Origin of the sequence: Amycolatopsis sp. NBC_00345, from assembly GCF_036116635.1 — a bacterium.
GTDB lineage: Bacteria > Actinomycetota > Actinomycetes > Mycobacteriales > Pseudonocardiaceae > Amycolatopsis.
The window spans coordinates 9,589,414-9,610,255 of sequence record NZ_CP107995.1 but is presented as its reverse complement, the minus strand read 5'-3'; the positions used below and the strand labels follow the sequence as shown (position 1 = coordinate 9,610,255).

At 70.6% G+C, this 20,842-nt stretch carries 19 protein-coding genes and 1 pseudogene; 15 read left to right on the top strand and 5 right to left on the bottom strand.

Annotation, left to right across the window (positions count from 1 at the left end; translation table 11 throughout):
• The first annotated feature begins 123 nt into the window (after window positions 1-123).
• The 5 genes from OG943_RS43920 to vanX all read left to right on the top strand — a co-directional run bounded on the left by OG943_RS43920 (window position 124) and on the right by vanX (window position 5,914).
• Entirely contained in the window at window positions 124-1,290 is a 1,167-nt protein-coding gene (locus OG943_RS43920; protein WP_328606768.1) for an AAA family ATPase, read from the top strand.
• A 226-nt stretch (window positions 1,291-1,516) separates the two neighbouring features.
• The gene (locus OG943_RS43915; protein WP_328606767.1) at window positions 1,517-2,848 is read left to right on the top strand and encodes a hypothetical protein; all 1,332 of its coding nucleotides are present in this window, start codon (window positions 1,517-1,519) and stop codon (window positions 2,846-2,848) included.
• Window positions 2,849-3,243: 395 nt separating this feature from the next.
• Window positions 3,244-4,254 (top strand): D-isomer specific 2-hydroxyacid dehydrogenase family protein, encoded by a 1,011-nt coding sequence (locus OG943_RS43910; RefSeq protein WP_328606766.1) that lies wholly within the window; start codon window positions 3,244-3,246, stop codon window positions 4,252-4,254.
• Entirely contained in the window at window positions 4,251-5,291 is a 1,041-nt protein-coding gene (vanA, locus tag OG943_RS43905) for a D-alanine--(R)-lactate ligase (protein WP_328606765.1), read from the top strand. The genes OG943_RS43910 and vanA overlap by 4 nt, the downstream gene beginning before the upstream one ends.
• Entirely contained in the window at window positions 5,288-5,914 is a 627-nt protein-coding gene (gene vanX / locus OG943_RS43900) for a D-Ala-D-Ala dipeptidase VanX (protein WP_328606764.1), read from the top strand. The genes vanA and vanX overlap by 4 nt, the downstream gene beginning before the upstream one ends.
• Here vanX and OG943_RS43895 read toward each other — a convergent pair.
• Together OG943_RS43895 and OG943_RS43890 are read right to left on the bottom strand one after the other, a co-directional pair.
• Window positions 5,872-7,033 (bottom strand): annotated as a pseudogene (locus OG943_RS43895) (sensor histidine kinase). The gene vanX and the pseudogene OG943_RS43895 sit on opposite strands and share 43 nt — an antisense overlap.
• Entirely contained in the window at window positions 7,026-7,703 is a 678-nt protein-coding gene (locus OG943_RS43890; protein WP_328606763.1) for a response regulator transcription factor, read from the bottom strand. The pseudogene OG943_RS43895 and the gene OG943_RS43890 overlap by 8 nt, the downstream one beginning before the upstream one ends.
• 86 nt (window positions 7,704-7,789) lie before the next feature.
• On the opposite strand from OG943_RS43890, the gene OG943_RS43885 reads away from it, so the two are divergent.
• Window positions 7,790-8,275, top strand: a complete 486-nt coding sequence (locus tag OG943_RS43885) for a M15 family metallopeptidase (protein WP_328606762.1) — start codon at window positions 7,790-7,792, stop codon at window positions 8,273-8,275.
• A 13-nt stretch (window positions 8,276-8,288) separates the two neighbouring features.
• Here OG943_RS43885 and OG943_RS43880 read toward each other — a convergent pair whose 3' ends face one another.
• A complete protein-coding gene (locus tag OG943_RS43880) occupies window positions 8,289-9,245 on the bottom strand; it encodes an AraC family transcriptional regulator (protein ID WP_328606761.1) in 957 nt (318 codons plus the stop codon).
• Between the two features lie 82 nt (window positions 9,246-9,327).
• On the opposite strand from OG943_RS43880, the gene OG943_RS43875 reads away from it, so the two are divergent.
• Window positions 9,328-10,164, top strand: coding sequence for an NAD(P)H-binding protein (locus OG943_RS43875; RefSeq protein ID WP_328606760.1), 837 nt, complete (start codon window positions 9,328-9,330; stop codon window positions 10,162-10,164).
• Window positions 10,165-10,212: 48 nt separating this feature from the next.
• Window positions 10,213-10,635, top strand: coding sequence for a pyridoxamine 5'-phosphate oxidase family protein (locus OG943_RS43870; protein ID WP_328606759.1), 423 nt, complete (start codon window positions 10,213-10,215; stop codon window positions 10,633-10,635).
• Window positions 10,636-10,645: 10 nt separating this feature from the next.
• Here OG943_RS43870 and OG943_RS43865 read toward each other — a convergent pair whose 3' ends face one another.
• Window positions 10,646-11,665 carry a LacI family DNA-binding transcriptional regulator gene (locus OG943_RS43865; RefSeq protein WP_328606758.1) on the bottom strand — a complete coding sequence of 340 codons (1,020 nt, stop codon included), beginning with the start codon at window positions 11,663-11,665 and terminating at the stop codon, window positions 10,646-10,648.
• Window positions 11,666-11,872: 207 nt separating this feature from the next.
• On the opposite strand from OG943_RS43865, the gene OG943_RS43860 reads away from it, so the two are divergent.
• The 7 genes from OG943_RS43860 (at window position 11,873) to OG943_RS43830 (ending at window position 20,138) form a co-directional block, all read left to right on the top strand.
• Window positions 11,873-12,952 carry an ABC transporter substrate-binding protein gene (locus OG943_RS43860; protein ID WP_328612334.1) on the top strand — a complete coding sequence of 360 codons (1,080 nt, stop codon included), beginning with the start codon at window positions 11,873-11,875 and terminating at the stop codon, window positions 12,950-12,952.
• Window positions 12,952-14,508, top strand: coding sequence for a sugar ABC transporter ATP-binding protein (locus OG943_RS43855; RefSeq protein WP_328606757.1), 1,557 nt, complete (start codon window positions 12,952-12,954; stop codon window positions 14,506-14,508). The genes OG943_RS43860 and OG943_RS43855 overlap by 1 nt, the downstream gene beginning before the upstream one ends.
• Window positions 14,509-14,560: 52 nt before the next feature.
• The gene (locus tag OG943_RS43850) at window positions 14,561-15,481 is read left to right on the top strand and encodes an ABC transporter permease (RefSeq protein ID WP_328606756.1); all 921 of its coding nucleotides are present in this window, start codon (window positions 14,561-14,563) and stop codon (window positions 15,479-15,481) included.
• Entirely contained in the window at window positions 15,478-16,467 is a 990-nt protein-coding gene (locus OG943_RS43845) for an ABC transporter permease (RefSeq protein ID WP_328606755.1), read from the top strand. The genes OG943_RS43850 and OG943_RS43845 overlap by 4 nt, the downstream gene beginning before the upstream one ends.
• 24 nt (window positions 16,468-16,491) lie before the next feature.
• Window positions 16,492-18,990 carry a LamG-like jellyroll fold domain-containing protein gene (locus tag OG943_RS43840; protein ID WP_328606754.1) on the top strand — a complete coding sequence of 833 codons (2,499 nt, stop codon included), beginning with the start codon at window positions 16,492-16,494 and terminating at the stop codon, window positions 18,988-18,990.
• 72 nt (window positions 18,991-19,062) lie between these two features.
• The gene (locus OG943_RS43835) at window positions 19,063-19,461 is read left to right on the top strand and encodes a carboxymuconolactone decarboxylase family protein (protein WP_328606753.1); all 399 of its coding nucleotides are present in this window, start codon (window positions 19,063-19,065) and stop codon (window positions 19,459-19,461) included.
• Entirely contained in the window at window positions 19,458-20,138 is a 681-nt protein-coding gene (locus OG943_RS43830; protein WP_328606752.1) for an epimerase, read from the top strand. The genes OG943_RS43835 and OG943_RS43830 overlap by 4 nt, the downstream gene beginning before the upstream one ends.
• On the opposite strand, the gene OG943_RS43825 is transcribed toward OG943_RS43830, so the two are convergent.
• Window positions 20,101-20,784: a TetR/AcrR family transcriptional regulator gene (locus tag OG943_RS43825; RefSeq protein WP_328606751.1), complete on the bottom strand. Its 684-nt coding sequence runs from the start codon at window positions 20,782-20,784 to the stop codon at window positions 20,101-20,103. The two genes, OG943_RS43830 and OG943_RS43825, sit on opposite strands and share 38 nt — an antisense overlap.
• Window positions 20,785-20,842: the final 58 nt, after the last annotated feature.

The following is a 20,842-nucleotide window of genomic DNA, read 5'->3' as shown; positions in this document are numbered from 1 at the left end:
TTTGGCGACCGACAGTGAGATGACCAGGTGGATAGGCCCGATCCGGCCACGAAGGTAGTCACGATCGTTATCAAGCTCCGACGAATCCTGATCTTGTCGGTGGGCACGGCTAGCGTCGGGCGGGTGTTGACCACTCTGGCCGTCGAGAACTACCGCTCGCTGCGCGACCTCGTGCTGCCGCTGTCCCGGCTCACCGTGGTGACCGGCGCCAACGGGAGCGGGAAATCAAGCCTGTACCGCGCGTTGCGGCTGCTGGCCGATGCCGCGCGCAACGGGGCGGTCGCCGCGCTCGCGCGGGAAGGCGGGCTGCCGTCGACCCTGTGGGCCGGGCCCGAGTCGGTGGGCCGCGCCGTCCGCGAAGGCCGCGCGCCGGTGCAGGGCACGGTCCGGACGAAGCCGCTCGCGCTGCGCCTCGGCTTCTCCGGCGACGAGTACGGGTACGCGCTCGATCTGGGGATGCCGACACCGGTGGACAGCCTGTTCGACCTCGACCCGGAGTTCAAGCGCGAGTGCGTGTGGAGCGGTCCGGTGCTGCGCCCGTCCGGCCTGCTCGCCGACCGGGCGGGCCCGGTGGTCCGCACCCGCGGCGAGACGGGCGCGTGGTCGGGTGACAGCCATCGGATCGGGCTGACCGACAGCATGCTGAGCGAGTTCGCCGACCCGCGGGCCTCGCCGGAGTTGCTGGTGCTGCGCGAGCGGATCCGGTCGTGGCGCTTCTACGACCAGTTCCGCACGGACCCCGGCGCGCCCGCGCGGCAGTCGCGCATCGGCACCCGCACCCCGGTGCTGCACCACGACGGCACCGACCTCGCGGCGACCCTGCAGACGATCTACGAGGTCGGCGACCGCGACGGCCTGGCCACCGCCGTCGACGACGCCTTCCCCGGGTCGAGGCTGGTGGTCGACTCCGTCGGCGGACGGCTGGAGCTGTGCTTCCACCAGCACGGCCTGCTGCGCCCCCTCAGCGCGCCGGAGCTGTCCGACGGCACCCTGCGTTACCTGCTGTGGGTGGCCGCCCTGCTCAGCCCGCGCCCGCCGGAGCTGCTGGTGCTGAACGAGCCCGAAACGAGCCTGCACCCGGACCTGCTGCCCGCGCTCGCCGCCCTGATCACCCGCGCCGCGAAGACCACGCAGCTGGTTGTCGTCTCCCACGCCCGCCCTCTGGTCCATGCGCTGGAAACGATCGCCCCGGACGTCACCACGCTGGAGCTGGCCAAGGAATTCGGCGCCACGATCGTTGAAGGCCAGGGGAGATTGGACCAACCAGCCTGGCATTGGCCGAAACGGTGAGTTCCGAGCCGTCACCCGGTCAGCGAAGAACTTCCAGCGTAGGAGTGACCGGCCGTCGCCGCCCTGTCCATCCGGTGCGGTGAGGTGGACGCTTCAGCATGAGAGTGGAGGGTGACGCCGGTGTCCTTGCGGCACAGGACATCGGAACCCCCAGACCCCGGTCCCACGCCCCATCCTCGGGCCCGCGGCATCGGCCTCGGGCCCATCCCACGGGTGGAGACCGATCATGAGATCGACAGCACGCAGCACCACAGCCGGACGGACCGGACGGGCCCTGATCGCCTTGGGCACCGCCGCCGGATTCGCACTGGTGGCCGCGCCCGCGGCCCACGCGGACCCGCTCGGGTGCACTCGAACTCCCAACGGTTCCGGTGACACCATCGTCTGCACCGCGGGCATCGCCTCCGGCCAGACCCTCACCGGCACCGCGGGCAACGACGTCATCACCGTCACCGGCGGCCCGATGAACGGCACGGTCTTCGGCACCACCGGCAACGACTCGGTCACCGTCACCGGCACCGCCGGCACGGTGGGCGGCGTCGGCGGCAACGGCGCGACCGGCACCAGCACCCATCCGGCCGGCTTCGCCGGTGGGGTCGGGGTGGCGGGCGGCGTCGGCGGCATCGCCCTCGGCAGCTCGGGAATCATCAACTCCGGCAACGGAACCGACAGCGTCACCGTCCGCGGTGGCGTGGGCGGCAACGGCGGCACGGGCGGATCCGGCGGCGCCGGAGTGCTGGGCGGCGCGGGCGGTGCGGGTGGAGCCGGCGGGGCTGGTGGCGCCGGCGGCGTGGCGAGTTCCGGCACCATCACCGCGGGCAGCGGCAACGACACCGTCATCGTCACCGGCGGTGCCGGTGGCCTCAGTGGACTGGGCGGTGGTGGCGGTGTCAGTGGCCCCACTGCCGGAACCGGTGGTGTCGGGGGAATCGGCGGCGCCGGTGGCGTCGGCGGGATCGGCAACTCCGGGCCGCTCACCCTCGGCGGGGGAACGGACACCGCCACCATCGCCGGCGGCGCGGGAGCGACCGGCGGCATCGGGGCCATCGGTGGTTGCGGGCACGGCGGCGGCGCCGGTGGCGCGGGTGGCGTCGGCGGGGCCGGCGGGATCGGCAACTCCGCGACCATCACCGGCGGCAGCGGTGTGGACACCATCAAGGTCACCGGCGGTACCGGCGGGAACGCCGGGCTCGGCGGCAAGGCGGGCAACGGCATGGGCACCGGTCAGCCGGGCGGGGCCGGCGGCGCGGGTGGCACCGGCGGGGCCGGTGGTGTCGGCAACAGCGGCACGACCCACGGCGGTCTCGGCGCCGGAACCACGACCGTGGCCGGTGGCAAGGGCGGAAACGGCGGCGCCGGCGGCAACGGCGGCACGGGCTGTTCTCCCGGCGCCGGTGGTGCCGGCGGCTTCGGCGGCACCCTGGGTGCCGGTGGTGTCGGTAGCTCCGGCACCGTCACCGTCGGCGGTGGCACGGCCGGCATCACCAATGGCGCCAACGGTCTCGGCGGCGCCAACGGCACCGCCGGAGTGATCAACACCGGCGTCTGCACCTGCTGAATGTGAACCCGCGGATCCCGCCGTCGCCCGACGGCGGGATCCGTGCCGTCGACCCACGTCCGGACCGATCGGGCCGGGTTCCCTTTGGTGGTGCCGTTTTCGGCCAGGCCGACGGGCGATCCGGTGACCTGCGTGCGCCGTGAGCGGCCACGCAGGTCGCCCGTTTGCCGATAATTCTTCGGGCACCTTTGAGCGTACTGAACGGGCAGGCCGGGCCGTGGACAGCGGGACCGGCTACTGGTCGTCCCGGGTCCGGGCGGCACCACCCGCGCCGCCGGCCTGGTGCTGGGCCTGGGCGCGCCGGCCCGGTAGCGAAGCCGGGGTCCGCCGGATATCGCGGGCGTATCGGAAAGTGAATACGGGCCGGCAACGTGGGGATGCGTTGACTGGCGGGCATGAGGTACAGCGAAGCGGTGCGGGCCGGGTCGTCCGCTCTGGGGGTGCGGGCGACCGGGGTCACGGTTTACGGCTGTGAGGCGGACGAGACCGCGTTGTTCCGGGAACTGGCCGCTCACTGGGGCGTGCGGCTGGTGGTCACGGCGGAGACGGTGGGGGAAGCCAACGTCGGCCTGACCGCCGGGAACCGGTGCGTCAGCGTCGGGCACAAAGCGCGGATCTCGAATTCCGCGCTTCTCGCGCTCAGCCGGGCCGGCGTGCGGTACGTCTCGACGCGGAGCATCGGTTACGACCACATCGACGGGGAATACGCGCGCAGCGTCGGCATTTCCGTCGAAGGCGTCGCGTATTCGCCGGACAGCGTGGCCGATTACACGGTGATGCTGATGTTGATGTCGGTGCGAAACACCAAAGCCACCTTCAGGCGCGCGGAGGTGCACGACTACCGCCTGGCCCCGGCGCGGGGGAAAGAACTGCGCGACCTGACCGTCGGGGTGATCGGGACGGGGCGGATCGGCGCGGCGGTGATCGACCGGCTGCGGGGATTCGGGTGCAGCGTGCTGGCGTACGACCGGCGTCCGCGAAGTCCGGCCGGCCACGTGCCGCTCGACCAGCTGCTGCAGTCGAGTGACATCGTCACGCTGCACACGCCACTCGACGCGCGCACGCATCATCTGCTGGACCGGTCGCGTATCGCCCAGCTGAAGGGCGGCGCGGTGGTCGTCAACACCGGGCGGGGCGCGTTGATCGATACCGGGGCGCTGCTCGACGCTCTGGAAAATGGCCGGCTGGGCGGCGCGGCGCTGGATGTCCTCGAAGGCGAGGAAGGGGTCTTCTACGCCGATTGCCGGGGCAAGGTCGCCGAAAGTGCGGCAGTGGCGCGATTGCAGCGAATGCCCAATGTATTGATCAGCCCGCATACCGCCTATTACACGGACCACGCGCTGAGTGACATCGTCGAGAACAGCCTGATCAATTGCTTGAAATTCGAAATCGGGGACAAGGCATGAACAAGGTGAAGGTCGGAATCATCTTCGGGGGCACGTCCGAAGAACACCCCGTGTCGGTCAAGTCCGCGCAAGAGGTGGCCCGGAACCTTGATGCCGGGAAGTACGAGCCGTTCTGGATCGGGATCACCCAGGACGGGGCTTGGCGGCTTTGCGCCGGCCCCGGGGAAGGCTGGGAAACGGGCGATCACTGTCCCGTCGCGTTGTCGCCGGACCGGAGTGCGCCCGGGTTGCACGTGCTGGCGCAGCTGCGCTACGAGGTGATCGAGCTGGACGTCGTGCTGCCGGTTCTGCACGGCCGGCACGGCGAGGACGGTGCGATGCAGGGGTTGCTGGAGCTGTCCGGCATCCCCTACGTCGGCTGCGACGTGCCCAGTTCCGCGCTGTGTATCGACAAGTCCTTGGCCTACGCCGTCGTCGCGAGTGCGGGGATCGCGACGCCGGCCTGCCGGGTGGTCGCGGTGGACGAGAACCTGGATGCCGGCCGGCTGGACTATCCCGTGTTCGTGAAGCCGGCCCGGTCGGGGTCGTCTTTCGGGGTCAGCAAGGTGTCCGGCCGGGAAGAGCTGGCGAGCGCGGTGGAGGCCGCGCGGAAGTACGACTCGAAGGTGCTGGTCGAAGCGGCTGTAGCCGGCAGCGAGGTCGGGTGTGCGGTGCTGGGGAACGAGCAGGACCTGATCGTCGGCGAGGTGGATCAGATCACGCTGTCGCACGGGTTTTTCCGGATCCACCAGGAAATCGATCCGGAAAGTGGTTCCGAGAACTCGACGGTGACCGTGCCCGCCGATATTCCGGCCGAGACGCGCGTGCTGGTGCAGGAGACGGCGAAGGCGATTTACCGCGCACTCGGCTGCCGGGGGCTGGCACGAGTGGACATGTTCCTCAAGGAGGACGGCACGGTAGTCCTCAACGAGGTCAACACCTTTCCCGGCCTGACCCGCTACAGCCGTTACCCGAGGATGATGGCGGCCGCGGGGCTGTCGTTCGCCGACGTGCTCGACCGGGCCGTGTCACTGGCGTTGGCGGGGAGGGTCCGGTGAAAGACGGCTTCAGCTTCGTCGACGAGGTGGTGCCCGGAATTCGCTGGGACGCCAAGTACGCCACCTGGGACAACTTCACCGGCAAGCCCGTGGACGGATACCTGCTCAATCGCATCATCGGCACGACGGCTTTGTGCGCGGCCCTGGAGAGCGCGCACGAGAAGGCCGCCTCGCTCGGCTTCGGTTTGGTCCTGTGGGACGGCTACCGGCCGCAACGCGCCGTGGACCGGTTCGTGCGCTGGTCGAAGGAGCCCGACGACGGCCGGACGAAGCCGCGGCACTATCCGAACATCGATCGGGCCGACATGTTCGAGCAGGGCTACGTAGCGGTCAAGTCGGGTCACAGCCGGGGCAGCACGGTCGACCTGACGCTTTATCACCTGGCCTCCGGCGAGCTCGTGGCCATGGGCGGCGACCACGACCTGATGGATTCGGTCTCCCACCACGGCGCACCGGGAATCGCGGAGGCCGAAGCCGGGAACCGGCACCATCTCCGCTCCATCATGGAGTCCTGCGGCTTCGCCGCCTACGAATACGAGTGGTGGCATTACACGCTCGAGGACGAGCCTTACCCGGACACCTACTTCGATTTCCCCATCACCTGGTCGAGCCGGGCGGCATGACCGCCCAGGTTCGGCGTGCTCACCGGTGGCCGGGCCGGCGCGGGTAGCTGCACCGCGACGCGAAGCCCGCCGGCGGCCAGCGGGGTGAGGTCGAAGATCCCGTCGTGGGCGCGGGTGATGCTTCGGACGATGGCCAGGCCGAGGCCGACCCCGGCATGATCACCGCGGGCGCGGCCGGTACCGCGCTGGAAGGGTTCGGTGAGGGTCCAGACCCGCTGGGGGCTGAGCTTGTCGCCGGTGTTCTCGACGGTCAGCATGACGAACCCGGAGCGCGCGGCGGTTTCGATCCGCACGCTGCCGTGCTCGGGGAGATTGTGGACGATGGCGTTGTGCAGGAGGTTCGTCGTCAGCTGCAGCAGCAGGGCGGGTGAGCCCTCGGTCAGGGCGAGGTCACCGGAGGTCTCGACGGTGACGCCGTGCTTCTCCGCGAAAGGAAGAAGCGTTTCGGTGGCTTCTTCCGCGATGAGCGACAGGTCGACGGGCTCCCGCGTGAAGGATCGCTGCGGTGCGGCTGAGCAGGAGCAGCGCTTCGGTGAGCTCGATCGCCCGGGCGTTGACGGTGTGCAGGCGTTCGACCAGTTCACCGGAGTCGTGGCCGGGATCGTTGCGGGCGACTTCGAGCATGGCCTGCGAGATCGCCAGCGGGGTACGCAGCTCGTGCGAGGCGTTGGCCGCGAACCTCCGCTGCTCGACGACGTGTGCTTCGAGGCGTTCGAGCATGGCGTCGAAGGCGTCGGCGAGCTCGCGGAACTCGTCCTGGCGGCCCGGCAGCCGGATCCGGTGGGACAGCGATCCGTTCGCGGCCTCGCGGGCGGCGTCGGCGATGCGGGTCAGCGGGGTGAGCATGCGGCCGGCGAGGATCCATCCGCCGACCAGGCCGAAGACCAGCAGGAACAGCATGACGACGCCGACCGCCTGCACGAAGACGGCCGGGCCGAAGTTGCGGGGGTCGAAAGCACGCAGGAAGTTGCCGAAGTTGGGCGCGAACGCACTGGCGGGAAAGCCTCTCAGCAGGAACACCCACACGGCGGCGAGCAGCACAACACCGGCGATCATCAGGAATCCGGCGTAGCTGAGGGTGAGTTTGAGGCGCACGCTCAGCCCGGAACGCCTAGTCACGGTCTCCGCCTCCGGCGTCGATGCGGTAGCCGACGCCGGGCACCGTCGCGATGAGCCAGGGTTCGCCGAGCCGTTTGCGCAGCGCCGAGACCGTGATGCGCACGGCGTTGGTGAACGGGTCCGCGTTCCCGTCCCACGCGCGTTCCAGCAGCTCTTCGGCGCTGACGACACCGCCTTCGTCCGCGACGAGGACTTCGAGCACCGCGAACTGTTTGCGGGTGAGCGCGACATAACGGCCGTCGCGGTAGACCTCGCGGCGGAACGGGTCCAGCCGCAGTCCGGCGATCTCCCGTACGGGTGGCCGGCTGTGGCCGCGCCGGCGGTCGAGTGCTCTGAGCCGCAGCACGAGCTCCCGGAGTTCGAACGGCTTCGTGAGGTAGTCGTCGGCGCCCAGCTCGAAGCCGGAGGCCTTGTCGTCGAGCCGGTCGGCGGCGGTGAGCATGATGATCGGCAGGCCGCTGCCGGAGGCGACGATGCCCCGGGCGATCTCGTCACCGGACGGGCCGGGGATGTCGCGGTCGAGGACGGCGATGTCGTAGGCGTTGATGCTCAACAGTTCCTGCGCGGTGTCCCCGTCACCGGCGACGTCGGCGGCGATCGCCTCCAGGCGCAACCCGTCGCGGATGGCGTCTGCCAGGTAGGGCTCATCCTCGACCACCAGCACACGCATGCTCCGATAGTACGAGCCGGCCCATATCGCGGGCATATCCAAAACCGCCAACGCGCCGGCAACACCACGCCGCCTTCACTGACGGCATGCCCTCCCTCGAATCAGCACGAACCCGCCCGCCGCAGTCCCACGGCGCCGTCCCCGACCCCGTGACGCCCTTCGACGACGGGGCGGCGGCCGTGGCCAACCTCGACCCCGCGCTGCTGAGTGCTTTGCGCCGGGCCGCCACCGCCGCCGCGGCCGACGGCGTCGAGTTCCGCGTCAACGGCGGCTGGCGTTCCCCGGAATACCAGGAATGGCTGTTCGCCGAGGCGGTCTCGAGGTACGGCTCCGCGGCCGAAGCCATCCGGTGGGTGGCCACCCCGGACACGTCCGCCCACGTGTCCGGCCACGCCGTCGACGTCGGCCCCTCCGCCGCCAGGGCGTGGCTGTCCGAGCACGGCACGGCGTACGGGCTGTGCCAGATCTATCGGAACGAACCGTGGCACTACGAGCTGCGGCCGGAAGCAGTCGAGGCGGGCTGTCCGCCGATGTACGCGGATCCGACCGAGGACCCGAGGATGCAACGGTGACCGGCCGGCGCCGTCACTGCGAGCTGACAGTGCGCCGGAACTCGCTCGGATTGACGCCCCGGACCCGTTTGAACGCCGCGCTGAAACCGAACGGATCGGCGTAGCCCACGGTGCGGGCGATGTCCGCCACGGTCCCCGACTGCTCGACCAGCAGGTCCGCCGCGAGGGTCATGCGCCAGCGGGTGAGGTAGGTCAGCGGCGGTTCGCCCACCAGGTCGGCGAAGCGCTTGGCCAGCGTCGAACGCGACACCCCGGTGCGATCGGCCAGCGCGGCGACGGTCCACGGGGCCGCCGGTTCGGCGTGCAGCAGGCTCAGCGCGTCGCCGACCACCGGGTCGCGCTGGGCGGCCCACCAGGCCGGGGGCTCGCCGCCGGGGCGGTCGAACCATTCGCGCAGCGTGCAGACCAGCATCCAGTCCAGCAGCCGGTCGAGGACCACCTGCTGGCCGGGTGCGTCGACCGCGACCTCGGCGGCGAGGTTGTCCAGCACGGCATCGGTCGTGTCGCATTCGTCCGCGCGCAGCACGACGGGCAGCGCGTCCAGCAGACGGCGGCTGATCTCGCCGCGCACCGGGTACGCGCCGACGATCAGGGTTGTCGCGCCGCCACCGTTGGCGTCGGGCACACCACCGCAGTCGTAGCCGGGATCGTTCCAGCCGAGCCGGTGCCGGGTGCCGCCTTGGTCGGGCGTCGCGCAGAATTCGCCGCACGCCACCAGTTCGGCCTGGGTGCCGACCTCGTCGACGAAGCTGAACGTCGCGGGGCCGCGCACGATGATCGTCTCGCGGGCGCGAAGCGGCTCGGGCCGGCCGTGCTCCGGCACGATCCAGCCCGCCCCGGTCACCACGGTGCACAGCGTCAGCGGCGCGCCGTCCACGAAGTGCAGCGCCCACGGCGTGGACAGGGTCGAGCTGCCGAACAACGAGCCGTGGGCCCGCACCCCGCGGATCAAGTCACTGAACACGTCCACCCCCGCAAGGTTAGACGAACAGACAGGCGATCCGGCTTTTGACCTATGGGATTGTCCGAGCTCGCCGGGTTGAATCAACGCCATGAGCAACAGCAACACTCTCGTCCTCGGCGCGACCGGCAAGACCGGCCGACGGGTCGCCGCCCGCTTGCGGCTGCGCGGCACGCCGGTGCGCGCGGCCTCCCGTTCGAGCGAGACCCGGTTCGACTGGTCCGACCCCGGCAGCTGGGACGCGGCTCTGCGGGATATCGCCGCCGCGTACGTGGTGGCCCCGTTCGTGCCGGGCCCGGCGCACGAGTTCGTGGCCAGGGCCGAGGCCGCCGGCGTGCGGCGGCTGGTCCTGCTGTCCGGGCGCGGCGCCGACACCTGGGGCGACTCCGCGTTCGGGCTGGACATGCGTTCGGCCGAGGAAGCCGTGCGCGGCTCGTCGCTGGAGTGGACCGTCCTGCGGCCGTCGAACTTCGCGCAGAACTTCGACGAGGACGTCTTCCACGCCCCGCTGGTCGCCGGGGAACTGGCGCTCCCGGCCGGCCCGGTCCCCGAGCCGTTCATCGACATCGACGACGTCGCCGACGCCGCGGCCAAGGTGCTGGCCGAGCCCGGCAAGCACGCCGGACGCGTCTACGAGCTGACCGGGCCGCGGGCGATCACCTTCGGCGAGGCCGTCGAGCTGATCTCCCGGGCGTCCGGGAAACCCATGACCTACAAGCAGATCTCCCCCGCCGAGTACACCGCGACACTGGTCGAAGCAGGCCTGAGCGAGGAAGACGCCCACCACGTCGCCGAGATGTTCGTGCTGATGGAACGCTGGCTGCTCGCCGTGACCACCGATGACCTCGCCACCCTGCTGGGACGGGCGCCCCGGACCTTCGAGGACTACGTCGTGCGGGCCGCGGCGGCGGGCGCCTGGCCGCGCTGATCACCGGGCTTGGCCAAGAATTCCTTTCTCCTGAAGAATAGAGCTGTGATGACCACCGATTCGCTGACCACCGAAGACCTCGAGTTCCTCCGCCGCCCCCTGCACGGCTTCCTGACCGTGGCCGCCGGCCCGCTCCCGCCCCAGCCCCGTCCGGTCTGGTTCGAGGCCACCGACGAAGGCACGATCCAGCTCTTCACCGAACCCGACGCGCTCAAGGTGCGGCGCGTGGCCCGCGACCCGCGCGCCTCGATCGTCGTCGCCGCCCCGGTGGGCGAACGCGAGCACTGGCTGTCCATCGCCGGCCACGCCACGGTCGAACCCGACGGGGGCCACGACCTGGCCGCCCGTCTCGCCGCCCGCTACTGGGACCTCGACGACCCGGCCCGCGCCGGCGCCCTCGCCGAGATCCTGGCGACCGAGCAGGTTCGCCTCGTCATCCGTGCGGAGGCCGTGCGCCGCTACCGGTCCTGAGCTCGGCGCCCTAGCCGGCCCCGGCCTCGACCCCCACCGTGCTTTCCCTTATCTCCAAGGAAAACGGCGGCTGGATCTCCCGCGGCGCCCCGTCCGTGCCGATGGTCAGCCTGCCGTGGATCAGCTCGATGGCGGCCTCCGCGATGGCCGCCTTGTCCGGCGCGATCGTGGTCAGCGAGGGCAGGCTGAACGCGCTCTCCTCGGTGTTGTCGAACCCGACGATGGCGATGTCGCCCGGCACGTTCAGCCCGCGCTCGGCGGCCGCGCGCAACGCGCCGACGGCCAGCAGGTCGTTGAAGCAGAACACCGCGTCCGGCGGCTCCTTCAGCGCCAGCAGGTTCTTCATCGCCGCGGCGCCGACCGCGCGGTGGTACTTCGCCGCCGGGGCGAGCAGGGAGTCCACAACGGACAGTCCGGCGTCCGCCAGCGCCGCCTGGTAGCCCTCGAGCCGCAGCGACGCGGTGCCTCTCGCCGGGTTGACGCCGATCGCGGCGATCCGGCGCCGGCCCAGTGAGAGCAGGTGCGAGACGGCGGTGTGCGCGGCCACCACGTTGTCGATCGCCACCCGGTCGATCGGCACGTCCACGGCGTGCTCGCCCAGCATCACCATCGGGATTCCGTTGTCCAGGTCCGGGAAGTCACCGGCCTCCAGCGCCTCCGGGTGCACCAGCGCGCCGTCGACCAGGTGCGGGCCCAGTGAGTCCAAAGTGGCCCGTTCCCGCGCGCGCGTGCCCTGCGTCTGCTCGATCAGCACGCTCCAGCCACGCCGCTGCGCCGCCGTGATCACCAGCCCGGCCAGCTCGCCGAAGTACGGGATGCTCAGCTCCGGCACCATCAGCGCGAGGAAGCCGGTGCGGCCGCGCCGCAGGTTGCGGGCGCCGACGTTGGGCCGGTAGCCCGTGACCGCCAGCGCCTCCTCGACGCGGCGCCGATTGTCGGGCTTCACGAACGCGTACCCGTTCACTACGTTGGACACGGTCTTCACCGACACTCCCGCGAGTGTGGCGACGTCCTTGAGCGTCACGGCCAACGCCGACTCCCCTCTGCTCGGGAGCCGGGGACCATGACCCCGGCGACCACGAAGCATAACGACTATTTGCCTGTTTACAACGTTGTTCCAACGATGTAAAAAAGGTACCAGGCTCCCGTGGTGACAGCGATCACCCGGTGAGCGGGTCATCGTCGTAGCTGTCCCGAGGAGTCCACCGTGTCCGCCGCGCCCCTGCTTGTCTCAGCCCTGTCCGCCCCTGCCCGCCGCACCCGGCTGGTCCTCGTGACCGGTGCCGCCGCGGCCCTCGTCCTCACCGGCTGCACCAGCCGAGAGGAGACCTCGTCCGCGCCTTCCAGCGGCGCCGGCCCGGCTGCCTCGGCCGCCTCCGCGGCCCCGTCCGCGGACGGCTGCACGCTGGCCAAGACCGGGTATCCCAAGGTCGACCTGAAGACCGCGATCGTCGGCTTCTCCCAGTCGGAGAAGGAGGCCAACCCGTTCCGGATCGCGGAGACGCAGTCCATCCGCGACGAGGCGGCCAAGCTCGGCATCCCGGCCGACCACCTGCTCACCACCAACGCGCAGAGCGACCTCAACAAGCAGATCAGTGACATCAAGTCACTGCTCGACCGGGGCGCGCAGCTGCTCATCGTGGCCCCGCTGAACTCCGACGGCCTGGCGCCCGCGCTCGACGCGGCGAAGGCCAAGAAGGTCCCCGTGGTCACCGTCGACCGCCAGGTGACCTCGAAGCCGTGCACCGACTACCTGACGTTCATCGGCTCCGACTTCGTGAAGCAGGGCCACCGGGCCGCCGCCGCGCTGGTGAAGTCGACCGGCGGCAACGGCAAGGTCGCGATCCTGCTCGGCTCCTCGGGCAACAACGTGACGACCGACCGCACCAAGGGCTTCAAGGACGAGCTGGCCAAGACCCCCGGCCTGTCCGTGGTGGCCGAGCAGACCGGCGACTTCGACCGGTCCAAGGGCCAGAACGTGATGGAGCAGCTGATCCAGACCCACCCCGACCTCACCGCCGTGTACGCGGAGAACGACGAGATGGGCATCGGCGCCGTCAACGCGCTGAAGACCGCGGGCAAGGCACCGGGCAAGGACGTCAAGATCGTGTCGGTCGACGGCACGCGCAACGCCGTGCAGCTGATCGCCGACGGCAGCTACAACGCCGTGATCGAGTCGAACCCGCGCTTCGGCCAGCTCGCCTTCCAGACGCTGCAGCAGTTCGAGGACGGGCAGCCGATCGCGCCGAGCATCGTGATCTCCGATGACTCCTACGACGAGTCGAACGCGGCCCAGAAGGTCGGGAACGCGTTCTGATGACGAGCACGGCCGACGAGGACGTGGTGACCACGTCCGCACCGGTGCTCGAGGTGGCCGGGGTGACCAAGCGGTTCCCCGGCACGGTGGCCCTCGACGACGTCTCGTTCTCCCTGCGCCGCGGCGAGGTCCACGCCCTGGTCGGGGAGAACGGCGCCGGCAAGTCCACTTTGATCAAGGTCCTCACCGGCGTGTACCGGCCGGACGAGGGCGAGGTCCGCCACCTCGGTGAGCCGGTCGGGTTCCGCCGGCCGATCGACGCGCAGCGCGCCGGCATCTCCACGATCTACCAGGAGGTCAACCTCGTCCCCCTGATGAGCATCGCGAGCAACGTCTTCCTCGGCCGCGAGCCGCGCACCCGCGCGGGCCTGGTGGACTGGGCGAAGATGAACGCGGACGCGCGCGAACTGCTCAAGGGGTACGGGATCGAGACCGACGTGCGGCGCCCGCTGCACACGCTCGGCGTCGGCGCGCAGCAGATGGTCGCGCTGGCGCGGGCGGTGTCCACGGACGCCGGCGTGGTGGTGATGGACGAGCCGACGTCGTCGCTCGAACCGCGTGAGGTGGACACGCTGTTCGAGGTGCTGGCCCGGCTGCACGCCGAGGGCATCGCGGTGATCTACGTGAGCCACCGGCTCGACGAGCTGTACCGGGTCTGCGACAGCGTCACGGTGCTGCGCGACGGCAAGGTCGTCCACAGTGGACCGTTGAAGCCGCTGCCGCGGATCGAGCTGGTGTCCATGATGCTGGGCCGGGAGATCCGGCAGATCCGGGCCGAGGGGGTCACCGCGTTCGGCGAGGAGCACCATGCCGAGCGGGAACCGTTGCTGCGCGCGGAAAACCTCTCCGGCGGCCACAAGCTCCGCGACGTCTCGGTCAGCGTGCGGCCCGGCGAGGTCGTCGGGCTGGCCGGGCTGCTCGGGTCCGGCCGCAGTGAGACGGCGCGGGCGCTGGTCGGCGCGTTCCCGCTCGACGGCGGCACCGTGCTGGTCGCCGGGAAGCCGCTGAAGCGCGGCCGGATCGCGGCCGCCATGCGCGCCGGGATCGCCCTGCTCGCCGAGGACCGCAAGTCCGACGGGATCATCCCGAACCTGTCCGTGCGCGAGAACATCGTGCTGGCCGCGCTGCCGTCGTTGTCCACCTGGGGTTTCGTCAACCGGGCCAAGCAGGACCGGGTGGTGCGGACGTTCATGGACCGGCTGCGGATCAAGGCGGCGAGCCCGGAGCAGAAGGTGTCCGAGCTGTCCGGCGGCAACCAGCAGAAGGTGCTGCTGGCCCGCTGGCTCGCCACCGGGCCGAAGATCCTGCTGCTCGACGAGCCGACGCGCGGCATCGATGTCGGGGCCAAGGCCGAGGTACAGGCCCTGATCGACGAGCTGGCCCGGGAGGGCCTCGCCGTGCTGCTGATCTCCTCGGAGCTGGAAGAGCTGCTCGACGGCGCCGACCGGGTGGTGGTGCTGCGCGACGGTTCCGTCGCCGGCGAGCTGACCGGCGAGGCCATCACCGAGGACAACGTGCTGGCCGCGATCGCGGCGGGGGGCGACGATGTCGACTGAACAACTCGTGAGTGTTCATGACGGTTCTAACCGTCATCGCCACTCACAAGCCGTGACGAGCTGGCTGCAGAACTACGGCGTGTACCTGGCCGTGGTGGTGCTGCTGCTGTTCAACGTGTTCTTCACGGAGAACTTCCTGACCGCGGGCAACTTCCGCACGCAGCTGGTGCAGGCCGCGCCGGTGTGCATCGTCGCGCTCGGCATGGCGCTGGTGATCGGCACCGAGGGCATCGACCTGTCGGTGGGCTCGGTGATGTCGGTGGCCGCCGCGCTCGTGCCGCTGTACCTCGGCGCCGGGCCGGTCACCGCGGTCATCGTCGCCGTGATCGCGGGCGTGGTTTCCGGCCTCTTCAGCGGTTTCCTGGTGGCGCACCTGGGCATCCAGCCGATCATCGCGACACTGGCGTTACTCGTCGGCGGACGCGGGCTGGCGCTGGTGATCGCGCACGGCCAGCTCGTCCAGCTGCACAACCAGGACTTCCTCGCGCTCGGCACCGGCGACCTGCTGGGGATCCCGGTCATGGTGCTCGTCGCCGCGGTGCTCGCCGCGCTGGCGGGACTGCTGGTGCGGCGCACCACGTTCGGCCGTCACCTGGTGGCGGTCGGCGGCAACCGCCCGGCCGCGACGCTGGCCGGGCTGCCGGTGAAGCGGGTGCTCATGGGCGTCTACGTGATCTCCGGCGCGCTCGCGGCCATCGCCGGGGTGCTGTCCACGGCGCGGCTCGGCGCGAGTGACCCCAACGACCTCGGCCTGCTGATGGAGCTGTCCGCGATCACCGCCGTGGTGGTCGGCGGCACGCCGCTGACCGGCGGCCGGGTGCGCGTGCTCGGCACAGTGTTCGGCGCGCTGCTGATGCAGCTGGTGCACGCGACCCTGATCAAGCACGACCTGCCGGACTCGGCCGCGCAGATGGTCCAGGCGGCCATCATCGTCGCGGCCGTCTACGTCGCCCGTGAGCGGAGCAGCCGATGACCGCCGTGACCGAAACCGACACCGCGGGCTCCGAACGCGGTGCCTCGCTCGCCGCGGTGGTCCAGCGCCAGGGCGCCGCCGTGGTGCTCGTGCTCGGGATCGTGGCCGCCTGGTTCGCGTTCCCGCGCTTCGGCTCCCCCGACAACCTGCGCGACCTGGCGCTGCAGGGCTCGTTCCTGGCCGTGATCGCGCTGGGCATGACGTTCGTGATCATCTCCGGCGGCATCGACCTTTCCGTCGGCTCGGTGTACGCGCTCGGCGGCGTGCTGGCCGCGTACGGCTCGCAGTACGGCCTGGTCGTCGCGATCGTGCTGCCGGTGGCGGTCTGCGCGCTGATCGGGCTGGTGAACGGGCTGCTGATCGCCCGGACGAAAATGGCGCCGTTCATCGTCACGCTGGCTTCGCTGCTGTTCGCGCGCGGCCTGCTCCTCGCGCTGACGAACGAAGGCGCCACCACGTACAAGGTGCCGGACGGCTCGGCGTTCCTGTGGCTGGGCCAGGGCACGATCTTCGGCGTCGGCGTGCCCGTGTACCTCGCGCTGATCTTCTTCGCGATCGGCGGGGTGGTGCTGCGGCGGACGCGGTTCGGGCAGTCGGTGTTCGCCCTCGGCGGCGCCGAGCAGTCCGCGCTGCTGATGGGGCTTCCCGTGGTGCGCACCAAAATCACGCTCTACACGCTCAGCGGCACCCTCGCCGGGCTGGCCGGCGTGCTCACCGCGGCGTACCTGCAGTCCGGCGTGACGGTGCTCGGCGTCGGCACGGAGCTGGACGCGATCTCGGTCGTCGTCATCGGCGGCACGCTGCTGACCGGCGGCGCCGGGACGATCATCGGCACGCTCGTCGGCGTGCTGCTGCGCATCCTGATCCAGAACGTGATCAACCAGGTCGGCACCCTCGACTCCAACTACCAGACGGTGGTCAGCGGCGCGTTCCTGCTGATCGTCGTCGTGATCCAGCGGCTATTGGCTCGTTCTCGCCGGTCCTGACCCGTCTCACCAGGAGGTTCGACGATGTTCCGTCCTGCCCGCAGACCCGGCCGATGGGCCACGGCGGCGGCCGCGCTCGCCGTGGTGCTGTCCGGTCTTTCCAGTGCCCCGGCCACGGCCGCGGCCGATCCCCCGCAGTGGCAACGGCTGACGCCGCCGTTGACCACCCCGTGGACGAACCAGGTTTCGCCCACGAACGCGCTGCCGGACTACCCGCGCCCGCAGCAGACCCGCGACAAGTGGCAGAACCTCAACGGCGTCTGGGAGTTCGCGAAGGCCCAGCCCGGTGAGGCGCCGCCGATCGGCCGCTCCCTCGGCGAGCGGATCCTCGTGCCCTACCCGGTGGAGTCGGCGCTGTCCGGGATCATGCGGCACGAAACGCAGATGTGGTACCGGCGCACGTTCCAGGTGCCGAACAACTGGCAGGTCGGCGGCCGGGGCCAGCGGCTGCTGCTGCACTTCCAGGCCGTCGACTGGGACGCCACGGTGTACGTCAACGGCAAGCAGGTCACCCACCACACCGGCGGGTACGACGCGTTCTCCGTGGACGTCACCGACGCGCTGACCACGGCCAAGAACCAGGAGATCGTGGTCGGGGTCGCCGACCCGAACGACGCCGGCGGCCAGCCGCTCGGCAAGCAGCGCAAGCCCGGCGACGGGATCTTCTACACGCCGTCGTCCGGTATCTGGCAGACCGTGTGGCTGGAGCCGGTCACGCCGGCGCACATCGACCGCGTCGACACCACGCCGGACGTCGCGAGCGGCTCGGTGACGGTGAACGCCGTGGTCGGCGGCCCAGTGCGGCAACGCGTCGAAGCCATCGCCTACGACCACGGGCGCGTGGTGGGCTGGGCCACCGGTGAGGCCGGCAAACCGTTGAAGCTCAAGGTGGACAAGCCCCACCTGTGGACGCCGGACGACCCGTTCCTGTACGACCTGCGCGTGTCACTGTCCTCAGGGGACAGTGTCGGCTCGTACTTCGGGCTGCGCTCGATCTCGGTCGGCAAGACCGCGGACGGCAAGCAGCGCATGCTGCTCAACGGCAAGTTCGTCATGCAGCTGGGCCCGCTCGACCAGGGCTTCTGGCCGGACGGCATCTACACCGCGCCGACCGACGCCGCGCTGAAGTTCGACCTGCAGCAGGAGAAGGCGCTCGGCTTCAACATGGTGCGCAAGCACATCAAGGTCGAGCCGGACCGCTGGTACTACTACGCCGACAAGCTCGGGCTGATGGTGTGGCAGGACATGCCGGCGATGAAGGACGACGTGGACGCGACCCCGGCCGCGCAGGTGAACTTCGAGTCGGAACTGCACCGGATGATCGACCAGCACCGCAGCTTCCCGTCGATCGTCACCTGGGTGCCGTTCAACGAGGGCTGGGGCGACTACGAGGTCGGCCGGATCGCCGACGAGGTCAAGTCCTGGGACCCGACCCGGCTGGTGGACGCGGAGTCCGGGGTGAACTGCTGCCGGTCCGAACCGGACAGTGGCCGCGGCAACCTCTACGACGACCACACCTACACCGGACCGGGCACCCCGGCACCGGACGCCACGCGCGCCGCCGTCGACGGTGAGTACGGCGGGCTGGGGCTCAAGGTCGACGGCCACCAGTTCGACCCCGCCGGCAGCTTCGCGTACGAAATGGAGCCGGACAGCGCGACGCTCACGAGGCGTTACGGCGAGCTCCAGCAACGACTTCTGCTCGCGGCACAGCAATGCGGCGTCTCGGCCGGCGTGTACACGCAGACCACGGACGTCGAGAAGGAGGTCAACGGCTTCTTCACCTACGACCGTCAGGTGAAGAAGATGGACTTCGCGGCGGTGCGCGCGGCGAACCAGGCGGTGATCAAGGGCGCGACCGGGGCACCGGTCAAGGGCCCCCAGACCGCACAGGGCACTCCGGGCATCGACGGCATCGCCGCCTACCCGTTCGACGAGAACACCGGCGTCACGGCGGCCGACGCGGTCGGCGACCACAACGCCACCCTCATCGGCGGAGCTTCCTGGACGGCGGGCCACAGCGGTTCGGCGCTGGCGGTGAACGGCTCCGGCCAGTACGCCGACACCGGTGCGCCGCTGGTCAAGACGGACGGCAGCTACAGCGTCGCGGCGTGGGTGAAGTTCACCGCGCTGGGCGACGGCTTCCAGACCGTGGTGAGCCAGGACGGCAGTGACCACAGCGCGTTCTTCCTGCAGTACTCCGGCGCGGACCACAAACTGGCGTTCAGCTTCGTCGGGGTGCGGGCCCTCGCCCCGGTCGCGCCGGAAGCCGGGCGCTGGTACCACCTGGTCGGCGTCCGTGACGCCGCCACGGGCCAGCTCGCGCTGTATGTGGACGGCAAGCAGGCCGTCAGCCGCAACGTCTGCCTCGGCGAGGCGTCGACCGGCCACACCGTCATCGGCCGCGGCCAGTACGGCGGCAACCCGGTCGACTACCTCAACGGCGCCGTCGACCAGGTCCACGTCTACGACCGCGCGCTGACCGAGCAGGAGGTGGCGACGCTCTACAGCTCCGGTGCGTGATCAACGCTGAAGAAGGCCGCCACGGGATCTCTCGTGGCGGCCTTCTTCGTCTTCTCCTGGTAGGAACAGGGCATGACCGAAGAAGAGCGGTACGAACTCGGGTTCAAGACCTTGAACGCCCTGAGCGACGGCAGTGCCCAGAAGGTGATCGAAAGCCTCGGGGACGTCGCGCCGGAGCTGGCCCGGCAGATCGTCTCCTGGGGGTTCGGCGAGGTCTACTCGCGGCCCGCGCTCGTGCCGCGGGACCGGCAGCTGCTGACGATCGGCATGCTGACCGCGCTCGGCGGGTGCGAGCCGCAGCTGGAGGTGCACATCGGCAACGCGCTGAACGTCGGGCTGACGCCGGCGGAGATCATCGAAGCGCTGCTGCAGGCGGCGGGCTACTGCGGGTTCCCGAAGGCGCTGAACGCCACGTTCGTCGCCAAGAAGGTCTTCGGCGAGCGCGGATTGCTGCCGGTGGCCGGCGCATGAAGGTGATCCTGTTCGGCGCGACCGGCATGGTCGGGCAGGGCGTGCTGCGGGAGTGCCTGCTCGACGACCGCGTCGAGCAGGTGCTGGCGATCGGGCGGACGGCCACCGGCGCCGTGCACCCGAAGCTGGCCGAGCTGGTCCCCGACGACCTCGCGGACCTCAGCGGGCACGCCGCCGAACTCGCCCGCCACGACACGTGCTTCTTCTGCCTCGGCGTCTCCTCCGCGGGCCTGCCGGCCGAGGACTACGAGCGGATCACTTACCAGCTCACGCTTTCCATCGCCCGGACGCTGGCGGCCGCGCGGCCGCACGCCACGTTCGTCTACGTCTCGGGCGCCGGCACGGACAGCAGCGAGCGGGGGCGCGTCCGCTGGGCGCGGGTGAAGGGCGCCACGGAGAACGCGCTGAAGCGGCTGCCGCTCACCACGTTCTTCTTCCGGCCCGGCGTGGTCCAGCCGTTGCACGGGATCACCTCGAAAACCCCGCTGTACCGGGCGATCTACCGGTACACCGGGCCGCTGCTTTCGCTGCTGCGGCGGCTGCTGCCCGCGACGGTCACCACCACGGAGGAGCTGGGCCTCGCGATGGTGTCCGTCGCCGCCGACGGGTACCCGCGCCAGATCCTGGAGCCGCGCGACATCACCGCTGCCGGGCGACGAGACCGACCAGCAGGTTGACCAGGCCCTCGGTGAGGCCGTCCGCGAACATCTGCGACGCGGGCGGCGCGCCGAGTTCGGCCGCCGCCGTCGCGACGGCCTCGGTCGGGTTGGCGAACGGCCACAACCCGGCGACGACCACGAGCGCGGCGCTCGCGAAGTGGTTCGCGCCCTCGGGCGACAGCTCCGGCACGCGGGCCCGGACCAGCCCGGCGAGCCGGTGGGTGCTGGCGACCGCGCGAGCCTTGAAGCCCCGCGCGGACTGCACGGAGATGTTGCGCTCCAACACGGAAGCCATGGCGCTGATGAGTTCGCACAGCAGCCGGTCCCCCTGCAGCGAACGCGCGATCGTCGTGGCAACGCGTTCTTCGCGCGCGTAACCCGGCCCGTCCTCGACCGGCTCGGCCAGCTCCCGCTCGACCTCCTGCTCGACACGGTCGAGCCACGCCCGCCACACCTGGTCCAGCACCTCGAGGAAAATCGCCTCGCGGCTGTCGAAGTAGCGCAGCACGTTGGACTTCGCGAGCCCCACGCGGTCGCTCAGCTCGCGCAGGCTGATCTCGGCGACCGGCCGCTCGCGCAGCATCGCGGTCGCCGTCTCGAGGATCGTGGCGCGCCGGGCCTCGATCTGCTCGGGCCGCCGGGCGCGCTGGAAACCGGTGCTCACCAGGCCGAGAATAGCAGACCGGCAGTCTTTTAACGGTCGGCTCACCCTGCTCACGGCG

Bases quoted from the DNA above. Each gene is read 5' to 3' on its own strand.
- OG943_RS43915 (WP_328606767.1), top strand. From the start codon at position 1,517: ATGAGATCGACAGCACGCAGCACCACAGCCGGACGGACCGGACGGGCC.
- OG943_RS43910 (WP_328606766.1), top strand. From the start codon at position 3,244: ATGAGGTACAGCGAAGCGGTGCGGGCCGGGTCGTCCGCTCTGGGGGTG.
- vanA (WP_328606765.1), top strand. From the start codon at position 4,251: ATGAACAAGGTGAAGGTCGGAATCATCTTCGGGGGCACGTCCGAAGAA.
- OG943_RS43890 (WP_328606763.1), bottom strand. From the start codon at position 7,703: ATGCGTGTGCTGGTGGTCGAGGATGAGCCCTACCTGGCAGACGCCATC.
- OG943_RS43885 (WP_328606762.1), top strand. From the start codon at position 7,790: ATGCCCTCCCTCGAATCAGCACGAACCCGCCCGCCGCAGTCCCACGGC.
- OG943_RS43875 (WP_328606760.1), top strand. From the start codon at position 9,328: ATGAGCAACAGCAACACTCTCGTCCTCGGCGCGACCGGCAAGACCGGC.
- OG943_RS43870 (WP_328606759.1), top strand. From the start codon at position 10,213: ATGACCACCGATTCGCTGACCACCGAAGACCTCGAGTTCCTCCGCCGC.
- OG943_RS43855 (WP_328606757.1), top strand. From the start codon at position 12,952: ATGACGAGCACGGCCGACGAGGACGTGGTGACCACGTCCGCACCGGTG.
- OG943_RS43845 (WP_328606755.1), top strand. From the start codon at position 15,478: ATGACCGCCGTGACCGAAACCGACACCGCGGGCTCCGAACGCGGTGCC.
- OG943_RS43840 (WP_328606754.1), top strand. From the start codon at position 16,492: ATGTTCCGTCCTGCCCGCAGACCCGGCCGATGGGCCACGGCGGCGGCC.
- OG943_RS43835 (WP_328606753.1), top strand. From the start codon at position 19,063: ATGACCGAAGAAGAGCGGTACGAACTCGGGTTCAAGACCTTGAACGCC.
- OG943_RS43830 (WP_328606752.1), top strand. From the start codon at position 19,458: ATGAAGGTGATCCTGTTCGGCGCGACCGGCATGGTCGGGCAGGGCGTG.